The 10,183-nt window shown below is 61.6% G+C and carries 11 protein-coding genes; 2 read left to right on the top strand and 9 right to left on the bottom strand.

Going from position 1 to position 10,183, the window contains the following annotated elements; translation table 11 throughout:
* Positions 1-205: 205 nt before the first annotated feature.
* A complete protein-coding gene (locus AWB82_RS19490) occupies positions 206-361 on the bottom strand; it encodes a hypothetical protein (protein WP_407643018.1) in 156 nt (51 codons plus the stop codon).
* A 163-nt stretch (positions 362-524) separates the two neighbouring features.
* On the opposite strand from AWB82_RS19490, the gene AWB82_RS19485 reads away from it, so the two are divergent.
* Positions 525-1,652, top strand: coding sequence for an aminotransferase class V-fold PLP-dependent enzyme (locus AWB82_RS19485; RefSeq protein ID WP_086970057.1), 1,128 nt, complete (start codon positions 525-527; stop codon positions 1,650-1,652).
* Between the two features lie 89 nt (positions 1,653-1,741).
* Here the strand turns inward: AWB82_RS19485 and AWB82_RS19480 are convergent, their stop codons facing one another.
* From AWB82_RS19480 to AWB82_RS19455, 7 genes are all read right to left on the bottom strand, one after another.
* Positions 1,742-2,722 carry an SGNH/GDSL hydrolase family protein gene (locus AWB82_RS19480; RefSeq protein WP_235023359.1) on the bottom strand — a complete coding sequence of 327 codons (981 nt, stop codon included), beginning with the start codon at positions 2,720-2,722 and terminating at the stop codon, positions 1,742-1,744.
* A gap of 439 nt (positions 2,723-3,161) precedes the next feature.
* Positions 3,162-4,433: a cation:dicarboxylate symporter family transporter gene (locus AWB82_RS19475; protein WP_086970053.1), complete on the bottom strand. Its 1,272-nt coding sequence runs from the start codon at positions 4,431-4,433 to the stop codon at positions 3,162-3,164.
* 126 nt (positions 4,434-4,559) lie between these two features.
* Positions 4,560-5,594, bottom strand: a complete 1,035-nt coding sequence (locus tag AWB82_RS19470; protein WP_086970051.1) for an Ldh family oxidoreductase — start codon at positions 5,592-5,594, stop codon at positions 4,560-4,562.
* Positions 5,591-6,766: a C4-dicarboxylate transporter DctA gene (gene dctA, locus AWB82_RS19465; RefSeq protein ID WP_235023357.1), complete on the bottom strand. Its 1,176-nt coding sequence runs from the start codon at positions 6,764-6,766 to the stop codon at positions 5,591-5,593. Before dctA ends, AWB82_RS19470 begins: the two co-directional genes overlap by 4 nt.
* A 5-nt stretch (positions 6,767-6,771) precedes the next feature.
* Complete coding sequence (locus AWB82_RS39180) at positions 6,772-6,897, bottom strand: hypothetical protein (protein ID WP_268811032.1); 126 nt, start codon at positions 6,895-6,897, stop codon at positions 6,772-6,774.
* A 156-nt stretch (positions 6,898-7,053) separates the two neighbouring features.
* Positions 7,054-8,229, bottom strand: a complete 1,176-nt coding sequence (locus tag AWB82_RS19460) for a UxaA family hydrolase (RefSeq protein ID WP_086970049.1) — start codon at positions 8,227-8,229, stop codon at positions 7,054-7,056.
* A gap of 53 nt (positions 8,230-8,282) precedes the next feature.
* Positions 8,283-8,552 carry a UxaA family hydrolase gene (locus tag AWB82_RS19455; RefSeq protein ID WP_050451961.1) on the bottom strand — a complete coding sequence of 90 codons (270 nt, stop codon included), beginning with the start codon at positions 8,550-8,552 and terminating at the stop codon, positions 8,283-8,285.
* Between the two features lie 250 nt (positions 8,553-8,802).
* On the opposite strand from AWB82_RS19455, the gene AWB82_RS19450 reads away from it, so the two are divergent.
* On the top strand, positions 8,803-9,558 hold the full coding sequence (locus AWB82_RS19450) for a GntR family transcriptional regulator (RefSeq protein ID WP_086970047.1): 756 nt from the start codon (positions 8,803-8,805) through the stop codon (positions 9,556-9,558).
* Positions 9,559-9,634: 76 nt separating this feature from the next.
* Here AWB82_RS19450 and AWB82_RS19445 read toward each other — a convergent pair whose 3' ends face one another.
* Positions 9,635-10,099 (bottom strand): universal stress protein, encoded by a 465-nt coding sequence (locus AWB82_RS19445; RefSeq protein ID WP_327345109.1) that lies wholly within the window; start codon positions 10,097-10,099, stop codon positions 9,635-9,637.
* Positions 10,100-10,183 lie beyond the last annotated feature (84 nt).

Below are 10,183 nucleotides of genomic sequence, written 5' to 3'. Positions count from 1 at the left end.
AAAACAGATTTGATTTTCGGACCAGTCTTAGAGATGAGCTGCCTAGGTTAGCTAAGCCGACAATCACGAGCCGAGGCGGCCCTTGAAGCGCGCGAGCAACATCCCGCCATCGACGAAGCGCAATTTGCCGCACTGATCGACGTTCGCGCCGCTTGTCGGATGGTCGTTGAGGTTCGCCAGGGCCCGCGTGGTGCAGCCGTCTCGGCTAGGTCTGAGTGCAGGTGTTGGTGATCACCTGCCAGCGCGGCAATTGGACGGCCTCCACATCGACGGGCACCGCGAGTTCATGCGCGGCGTGGTTGCTGCGGATGTCGCGCATCACGCCGTCGGGGCCTTCTTCCTCGTAGACACCCGAATTCATGTCAGCGCGGTGGTCGTGCGCCAATGACATTTCGCGGCGGGAGTCGTCCTGGATGCCGCAGATCACCCGGCATCCGATATGACCAGAATGTTGCGCAAGTACGGTGCGTCTTTCGCTAGAATCTGTCTTCGATCTTCTTATTTGTCTATCACAGGGGGCGAGCGTGCCAGGGTTACTTCCGGATGTGGATCGCGAGGGGCTCCTCGAATACTCAGTCGTTTATACCGACCGATCAATCAACCATATGTCGCGACTCTTTCAAGGAGTCATGCGCGACATATCCGATGTCCTGAAAAAAGTCTACAACGCGCAGTCAGCCGTTGTCGTCCCGGGCAGCGGGACCTTCGGCATGGAAGCCGTTGCCCGACAGTTCGCGACGAACAGGAAGTGTCTGATCATCCGCAATGGCTGGTTCAGTTTCCGCTGGTCGCAGATCCTCGACATGGGCGGCATTCCGTCTGAATCGCGGGTGCTAAAGGCGCGTCCGGTCGTACAAGGCAGGCAGGCCGCCTATGCGCCGCCTCCAATCGAAGAAGTGGTCGCTGCGATCAGGGAAAACAAGCCGGATCTGGTCTTCGCGCCGCATGTCGAAACCGCGTCCGGGATGATGCTGCCCGATAGCTATTTGCGCGCGGTGTCTGACGCGGTTCATGCGGTCGGCGGGATGTTCGTACTGGATTGCATCGCCTCCGGTACGGTTTGGGTCGACATGCAAGCCAGTGGTATCGATGTCCTGATCAGCGCGCCGCAGAAGGGATGGAGCGCGTCACCCTGCTGCGCATTGGTTATGCTCGGCCCTCTCGCCCGCGAAAGAATCGACGCAACCACGAGCACCAGTTTTGCCTGCGATCTTCGCAAATGGCTGCAAATCATGGAAGCCTACGAGAACAATGGGTTTGCGTATCACGCAACAATGCCCACGGACAGTCTCGTAACGCTACGTGACGTCATGAAGGAGACCGAAGCATATGGTTTCGACAAAGTGAGAGCGGAGCAACTCGAACTCGGCACGCGCGTTCGCGCACTCTTGGCTGACAGAGGTTTCAACAGCGTGGCGGCTGAAGGTTTCGAGGCGCCGGGCGTCGTGGTCAGCTACTCGGACGACGACGGAATACGATCCGGCAAAAAGTTTGCCGATGCGGGCCTGCAGATCGCGCCCGGCGTACCGCTTCAATGCGACGAGCCTGAAGACTTCAAGACCTTCCGCATCGGATTGTTCGGCCTCGACAAACTGCATGACGTCGAAGGCGCTGTGGCGAGGCTCGCCCAGGCGTTGGACAGGATTCTTTGAGGCGCGCGATTCCCAGTTCGGAGGCGCCAACCGTCCGCTCGTCGTCCGCGCGGTGTCACGATGTCCCGCGCGAGCGACGAAGCACCCCTTCACCAGTTCTTCGCTGAGATCAACGACTTCACCTGCTCCGCGACGATCTTGTAGCCGGCGTCGTTCAGATGTATCACGTCGTAGCGCAACGAACTCGGCGGGATATTGCGGCTGTGATCCAAGACGTCTTGAGGAAGGCTCGGATTGAATGAATTGACCAGCGGAGTCTCGACGTCGATGAAATTGTCCGGATACGCGGTTTTCAATGACGCGTTGAGATCGTCGAGGTACTTCGCGACCTCTCCGCCAGCGTATTCGTCGCTGAAATCGCCCTTGAGGATCGAAAGCACCACGAAGTGCGCACCAGTTGGCTTGAGCCACTGCACGATGGACTTGACGTCCGCGAGAACAGTCGGGATGTCATAGCCATTGTTACGACCGACCCAGATAAGCGCGGTCCACGTGTCATAACCTTCCGAGTCGCCTATGAATGTGGACCCGGCGGCGCACGGCACAGCCGACCCGGCGCTGTCACGCGTGAAGGTATAGGTTTCGGTCGTCGATGGCGGGCCGCCATCCGCTGTCCGCTGAAGCGCGCCATGAACCGAACAGACCGTTCCCGACTTGCTGCGAGGGGCGTCATCGGCGGGTGTCGACAACATATCGATCGACAAACTCGATAGATGTACCGCAGTGTTGCTTGCCGGCACCGCGTTGCCGTCGAGCGTTACCGCCGATGGCAGTGCTCCGATCCGCGCTGCGATCTGGGTCGATGTTTGCCCTCCGATTCCGAGATTCGCATAGGGTCTGTTATTCAACATTTCCGATAACATTTGCGGATAACCTCCGCCATCCGATCCGACTCCCTGCGTCAAGCTATCGCCGATGGCAACGAGATTCGGCAACGAACCCGCCGGAGCGGCCGTGGGAGCAGGTGTAGGAGCTGAAGCGGGAGCAGGCGCGGCCGCGGAACTTTGGACGTTTGAAGAAGAGTCGCCGCCACCGCAAGCAGCCAGCAACGAACTGGCGGCCAATGCCATCAAAAGTGCTCGAATCCGATTCATGTCTCCCCCTGTCGAGTAATTGAATCCGTCGAACTGCACGGTTCGCCGGCCTCGAAGTGAGCGGGACATCCTCACATCCGCTCGCCCGCTCATGCAGTGCGCGACGGTTGCCGCTTCACGATGCGCACGATGAACGCCGCATCGACGGGACCGCGACATCGTTGCCTGCGAGGGTACTTTCAGGGGAGCGGGCGCGTGCCCGTCGGACGGAAATCGCCAAGACCTTGTCGGCTTCGCACCATGCGCGACGCGACAACGAGGACGCACGTGCGATTACCAGCTCGACGCATTGCGTGCCGTGAATCGTCTTTAGAAACGTCCGGTGTGAAGCTGTCGGCCACTCATCTGCGACAGGCAATAAGTGCGTGCTGTACCGCAATTCACACGGCGGTGCAGCGCCGGATCGAGCGCCGGTTCAGCGCGTCAGGGCTTTGGGCGGCATGCCGAGGGTTTCCCGCATGCAGACGTCGTCGCGCTGACGTTCCCAGTGCGCGACGGCCACCGTTGCAACCGCATTGCCGATCATGTTCGTCGTTGCGCGAATTTCCGCGATGAAGCGATCGACGCCCAGCACGATAGCCGCGCCTTCGATCGGAATATGCTTGAACGCGGCGAGCGTCGCGAGCAGGCAGATGAAGCTCGCGCCGGCCACGCCCGCCATGCCGCGCGATGTCAGCATCGAAATGCCGACGAGCACGGCCTGTTCAGCCACCGAAAGCTGAATGCCGAACGCCTGCGCGATGAACACCGCGCATATCACCTGCGCGACGCACGTTCCCGCGAGATTGAACGTGTAGCCCATCGGCATGACGATACCAACGACGCCGCTCGGACAGCCGAGCGCTTCGAGCTTCTTCACGAGTTGCGGAAACGCGGCTTCCGACGAAACCGTCGCGATGACCAGCAGGATCTCGCCGCGAATGTACTTGAGAAGACGCCACAGGCTCACGTCGCACATGAGACAGATGCCGCCGAGTATCAGGACGATATACGCGAGCGTTGCCGCATAGACCGTGACGAGCAGCATCAACAACGAGTTCATCGTGCCGAAGCCGAACTTGCCCACCGCATACGCCATCGCGCCGAACGCGCCGATGGGCGCGAACCGCATCACGATGCGCACGACGCCGAAGAGCGCGCTGTTGACGCCTTCGAAAAACTTGTAGGCGGTCTCGCCCGTTTTGCCCGCACGCGACAGGCCGATGGCGAAGAGCGTCGAAAACAACACGACCTGAAGCATGTCCGCGTTCGCGAAGGCCGACACCGCGCTATCGGGAATGATGCCGAGCAGAAAGCCCATGACGCCGCCCGATGCGTGCATCGAGCGTTCGTAGCCGTTCAGCACGCTCGCGTCGATGGAACTGGGACTCAGGTTCAGACCCGCGCCCGGCTGAATGGTGTTGACCGCCCACAGCCCGATCAGTAACGCGAGGGTCGTCGTCAACTCGAACAGAATGATCGACTTTCCGCCGATACGCCCCAGCCCGCCCGCCCCGCCCATCTCCTTCGCGCCGAGCACGATCGTCACGAAGATCAGCGGCGCCGTCACCATCTTCACCAGCTTGATGAACGCCGTGCTCAGCGGCGCGACGCTTTGCCCGGCATCTGGAAAGTAATGGCCGAGCAAAGCGCCGGCCACGATTGCGATGAGAACCTGCACGTAAATCTGACGAAAGATCTTTGGCATGCTTGTCTCCGGGCGTCATGAAGACGCCTGCTTTTATATCGCTGGGGAAGAAGCCGGGTGTGTGCTGCGAATCCTGTTAGTAAGTCATCCTGCTTTCTCTAGCGTGACGCAGCCGGCTATCGGATCTCAGAGCGCATCGGCGCTATCGTTCGCGAGCGAGCGCAGTTGCTCCAAAAGCTTGCGATTCAGCGCGATGCCATTGCTTTCGCTCGCCGCCGCGATCTCGTGCCGCCGATAACCGGGCAAGCGGACATCTTCATCCACGAGCATCAGTTCGATAAGCGTTTCGATGCGTTGCTGATAAACGCGCGACCCTGCCAGCGCATCCGGATCGAGCAGCCAGAACAGATGCCCGACACGCGAGCGCGGACCTTCTTCGGTCAGAAACGAACCCGCCTCCGAACCGAACTGCGCGCCCGACAGCGCCGCCGCGAGCAGTTCGACCATCAACGCCAGCACCGCGCCCTTCGCGCCGCCGAACGGCAGCATCATGCCGCCGAGCGCGGCGTGTGCATCGGTGGTCGGCTCGCCGTCGATGGTCGTCGCCCAGCCCTCGGGAATCGGCTTGTCGTCGCGCGCCGCGACCATGATCTTGCCGCGCGCCACCTGCGAGAGCGACAGGTCGATCATCAACGGCTCGGCCTTCGCACGCGGAAACACGGCGGCGATCGGGTTGGTGCCGAGCAAGGGATGCGTGCCGCCCCACACGGGCATCGAACCCGGCGCGTTGCTGAACGCGAGGCCGACCAGCCCCGCACGGCCGACCGCTTCGAGGTGATAGGCGCCCGCGCCGAAGTGATGACTGCGCGTCACGCTCGCCGCCGCCGTGCCGAACGTGCGCGCGCGTTCAATGCCGGTCGAGATCGCGAGCGCGCATGCGTCGAACGCGAGACCATCGGCGGCATCGACGAGAAACGCCGCGCCCTTGTCGCGCACGATGCCGGGCACCGCCGCCGCATCGACGCGGCCGTTGCGCAATTGCGCGAGATACATCGGCAGGCGCGCAACGCCGTGCGACGAGAGCCCGCGCGCATCCGCATAGACCAGCGCCTTTGCGGTGGCTTCGGCGGTGGCCTCGGTCGCCCCCGCTTCGAGCAGGGCGCGGCGAGCGAGTGCGTGCAGCGTGGCCGGAGAGAGCGTGACTTCGTCGGATGCGGTCATTTCTGCATATCCTGAGCAGGTTCGATCAACATACGCCTCTCCTCTTCGAGGGCGGCGCGCGGGTCCGCGAGTATGCCACGCGCCGTTTCTACATCGAACACGCCTTCCCAGCGCGCGACCACCAGCGTCGCCACCGCATTGCCGATCATGTTGACGAGCGCGCGAATCTCGTTGAGCACGCGGTCGATGCCGATGATCAGCGTGATGCCCGCCACGGGAATGATGTTGTGCGACGACAGCGTGGCCGTCAGCGCGACCAGCGCCGCGCCCGCGACGCCCGCGCCGCCCTTCGACGTGAGGAGGAGAATCGCCAGCAAGCCGAGTTGCTGCATCAGCGAAAGATGCGTGTTGGTCGCCTGCGCGATGAAGAGCGAGGTCATCGTCAGATAGATGGCCGCGCCGTCGAGATTGAACGAATAGCCGGTCGGCAACACGAGGCCGACGACCGACTTCGGACAGCCGAGCCGTTCGAGCTTTTCCATCAGGCGAGGCAGCACGGACTCCGTCGTCGACGTGCCGAGCACGATCAGCAATTCCTCGCGCAGATAGCGAAGCAGGGACCACAGACTCACGCCCGCCCATCGGCAAGCGGTGCCGAGTACGAGCACGACGAACAGAATGCTCGTCACGTAGAAGCACAGAATCAGCAGACCGAGTTGCTGCAAGGTGCCGATGCCGTACTTGCCCACGGTGAACGCGATCGCCCCGAACGCGCCGAGCGGCGCGAGACGCATGATCATCTCGACGATGCGCATCAACGTGTCGCCGAGTTGTTCGATGCCTTGCGCGAGGAACTTGCTGCGCCCGGACGTCAGCGACAACGCCACGCCGAACAGCACGGAGAACAGCAACACCTGAAGCAAATCGCCGCGCGCGAACGCGCCGACGACCGAATTCGGCACGAGCTCTTCGAGCAGGCTCTTGTGTTCCGCCGTATGCACCTCGCTGACGAAATGCGAAACCGCGCCGGCATCGAGCGTCTTCGGATCGATATCGAGACCCGCGCCCGGATGCACGACATTCGCGACGACCAGGCCGATGACCAGCGCGATCGTCGTCACGACCTCGAAGTACAGGATCGTCTTGAAGCCGACGCGTCCGACCTGCTTGAGGCTTTCCATGCGCGCAATGCCGACGGAAACCGTGCAGAAGATCAGGAGCGTGATGAGCATCTTGATCAGACGGATGAAGGTATCGCCGAGAGGCTGAATTGCACGCCTAGCTTCGGCGCTAAGTAACCGACGACAATGCCGGCGGCCAGGCCGATCAGGACCTGGACATAGAGATGCTTGAGCACGCGCAAGATGGTGTCTCCTCCACTCGCTGCTGCAAGATGACGACGGGCGCGCGAGCCCGGTTCGCGCCGTTTCTGCGACGGCTTTCGAACCGGCGCGCGCACCGGACGGGGGACTGCTGACTGAGTGCTTCTACGTGACGATGAGATCGCGCCTTCGCGTGCTCACGCGCTTTCGAAAAGGCGCGTCAGGACGAACTCGCGGTGGCCCAAAGTTTCGGCGGCGGTCCAGCGGCCGTTCGCCGTCGCGAGCATGCATTCGAGCAGCTTGTCGCCGGTTTCGTCGAGGTTCTGCTCGCGTTGCAGCAGACCCGAGACATCGACGTCGATGTGCTCGCTCATCGTGCGCACGGTGCGCGGATTCGCGCAGATCTTGATGACGGGCACGATCGCATTGCCGATCACGTTGCCCTGCCCCGTCGGGAACAAATGCACCGCAAAGCCCGATGCCGCGCACAGCGTCACCATCTCGGCCGCGGCCGACGAAGAGTCCATGAACCACAGGCCCGAATGCGTCGGCGCTTCGGCCTTGTCGAGCACGCCGTCGACCATGCACTTCTTGCCGATCTTCTGAATGTTGCCGAGCGCCTTTTCCTCGATGGTCGTGAGGCCGCCCGCGATGTTGCCCTTGGTCGGCTGCGACTCGGAAAGGTCGTCCGTCTTCCAGCGGTTGATCATGTCCTGATAGCGGTCGAACATGAACTGGAAGCGCTCACGCACGCTGTCGTTCGCGCAGCGCGCCGCGACGATCTGCTCGCCGCCCGTGAGTTCCGACGTCTCGCCGAAGACGAGCGTATTGCCGAGACCATAGAGCTTGTCGAACGCATTGCCGACGGTGGGATTCGCGCCGCAGCCCGAAGTCGTGTCCGACTCGCCGCACTTGGTCGAGACCCACAGTTCGCCGATCGGGCACTCCTCGCGTTCGAGCGCGGTTGCGTACTGCACCATTTCCTTCGCCGCTTTCGATGCCCGCATGATCGTGTCGTGATCGCCGTGCAATTCGATGCCGAAGCCCATCACCGGCTTGCCGGACTTCGCGATGCCGTCCACCACGCGCTTGGTCCAGCCTTCCTCGATGCCGATCACCACGACCGCCGCGACGTTCGGATTGCTGCCCGCGCCGATCAGCGTGCGGAAGTGCAGGTCGAGGTCCGCGCCGAACTGCAAACGGCCGTAAGGGTGCGGAATCGCCATCGTGCCTTTGATCGCGGCTTCGACAGCCATCGCGGCGGCATTGGACAGATCGTCCACGGGAAGAATGATGACGTGGTTGCGCACGCCGACGCGGCCGTTTTCACGGCGATAACCGCGGAAAGTGGTGTCCAGTTGAATCACGCTCATGGTGTCTCTCTCTCTCGATGTGGGGTGAAGGTGGTCCGGTTTCGCGCGGCGCTTTACCAGCGCTTCGTCTTGATGTTGTGCACGTGCGCGTGCTCGCCTGCCGTGATGGGCGCGACCACCTTGCCGATATCCACGCCGTACTTGAACACCGTGTCGCCTACCTTCATGTCCTTGAGCGCGACCTTGTGACCAATGGGAATGTCCTGCTTCGCCGGCACCGTGACGATCTCGTCCTCGTCCATGATCCACGCGTTCAGTTGCGATCCCGCCTTGATGCCTTCGACTACCGCGACGCCCACCGTGTCCTTCGCTTCGTGCAACACGATATGGATCGTTCTGCGTTCACCCGCTTCGGCCTTCGTTGCACCGCTCGTTCCCGCTGCTGCGTGACTCATGTGCTCCTCCTGTTGGTGATGATCCGAAGGACCGGCCGAATCGACCCGGCGCCGTTCGCTGGAATGCATAGTAGGCGTCGATATCATCCATGTCAACTAGGTCATCTATATGTGTTAGATCTTTTCGGCGCGCAGGTACAATGAGCCGTCAACGAAAAAGGAAGTCGAGGGAAGCGCGATGAGCACAGTCACGGCAATGCCGATCGGTCCAGGTGGTACGCGGTACAAGGAAGTGAAAGAGGCGATGCTGGCGGCACTGACCGAGCAGGAATGGAAAGGTGGCGAAGTAATTCCATCCGAGAAGAAGCTCGCGGATCGCTTCGGCGTGTCGATCGGCACGTTGCGCAAGGCTATCGACGAGTTATGCGCGGAGAACATCCTGATTCGGCATCAAGGCCTCGGGACGTTCGTCGCGCAGCATCGGCGCGACAGGCACTTCTTCCGCTTCTTTCGCGTGGCGCGGCGCGACGGCGACCGCGCCTATCCGGTCGTCACGCTCGTCAACTTCAAGCGCGCGAAATCCGCGCCGGCAGTCGCCGCACGGCTCGGCATCAACGACGGTACGCGGCTTTTCGTCTTCACGAACGCGCTCGCGTTGCACGACAAGGTTGTCGTGATCGACACCGTCATGCTGCCGGAAACGAAATTTCCCGGTCTCACCGAAAGCATGCTGCGCGGCCGCCCGAACACGCTCTATAACTTCTATCAGGATGCGTTCGGGATCAACGTGACAAGCACGGATGAACGCTTGCGTATCGGCCGCGCGAGCGAACTGGAAAGCAAACTACTCGAAATCGAAGCGGGAGCGCCCGTGCTGGAAGTGGAACGGGTTGCGTATTCGATCAACCAGAAACCGGTCGAATATCGAATCACGCATATCAACACGGAAGAGTATGAATACATCGCGGGTACTTCAAAGAGCAGCGATATTTGAAGAGATAACGGAAGACGCGTCTCTCGATGTTCACGCCCGCTGCGCCCACTGAATCGTGCTGCTTGAGGCATTCCGATCATCGGTCATGTTGAGTTTGTGGAGACTCCAGATCCATCGCAACGAGCACGCTGCACGAAACCCGATCGAGCAAGCGACCGTCGTCCTGACCGGTCCACCACCGTGCAAGAAGACCGCTCCGATGATGTCCGACCACGATAAGATCGATCTTCAACTCTTCGGCGAAGCGCGGGATTTGACTCATCGGGTTTCCAATTGCGAAGTGGCCGGATGCGGTCACGCCGAGTTGCCCCAGTTTGCTCACGCCTTCTCGCAACACCTCTTTCGCTGACATCTCTTCAAGCTCGAAGGGAATCGCAGGAACGGCATCCAGACCTCGTGTCCATGCAGTGTCGTCCAGCACGGCGAGCAGATGGGTTTCCGCGCCGAGTTGCTGCGCGAGCCGGGCGCCAAGTCGCAACGCACAACGGCCCTCTCGCGTGGCGTTGTAGCACAACAAGATTCGGCGATAGGTACCCATCATGCCTCCCTGCGCTCCGGCAGTCTCGACGTCCCGGAGCGCGATTTAAAGGCATCGAAAAACGGCGAACGCCTTGCAGCGGCTCGC

This window comes from Caballeronia glebae (assembly GCF_001545035.1).
Lineage (GTDB): Bacteria > Pseudomonadota > Gammaproteobacteria > Burkholderiales > Burkholderiaceae > Caballeronia > Caballeronia glebae.
This window is presented reverse-complemented; position numbering and strand designations above follow the sequence as displayed.

What these genes read in the sequence shown, in the direction of transcription:
- AWB82_RS19460 (WP_086970049.1), bottom strand. Translation starts at nt 8,229, where the DNA reads ATGAGCGTGATTCAACTGGACACCACTTTCCGCGGTTATCGCCGTGAA.
- AWB82_RS19480 (WP_235023359.1), bottom strand. Translation starts at nt 2,722, where the DNA reads ATGGCATTGGCCGCCAGTTCGTTGCTGGCTGCTTGCGGTGGCGGCGAC.
- AWB82_RS19450 (WP_086970047.1), top strand. Translation starts at nt 8,803, where the DNA reads ATGAGCACAGTCACGGCAATGCCGATCGGTCCAGGTGGTACGCGGTAC.
- AWB82_RS19445 (WP_327345109.1), bottom strand. Translation starts at nt 10,099, where the DNA reads ATGATGGGTACCTATCGCCGAATCTTGTTGTGCTACAACGCCACGCGA.
- AWB82_RS19475 (WP_086970053.1), bottom strand. Translation starts at nt 4,433, where the DNA reads ATGCCAAAGATCTTTCGTCAGATTTACGTGCAGGTTCTCATCGCAATC.
- AWB82_RS19490 (WP_407643018.1), bottom strand. Translation starts at nt 361, where the DNA reads ATGAATTCGGGTGTCTACGAGGAAGAAGGCCCCGACGGCGTGATGCGC.
- AWB82_RS19470 (WP_086970051.1), bottom strand. Translation starts at nt 5,594, where the DNA reads ATGACCGCATCCGACGAAGTCACGCTCTCTCCGGCCACGCTGCACGCA.
- dctA (WP_235023357.1), bottom strand. Translation starts at nt 6,766, where the DNA reads ATGCTCATCACGCTCCTGATCTTCTGCACGGTTTCCGTCGGCATTGCG.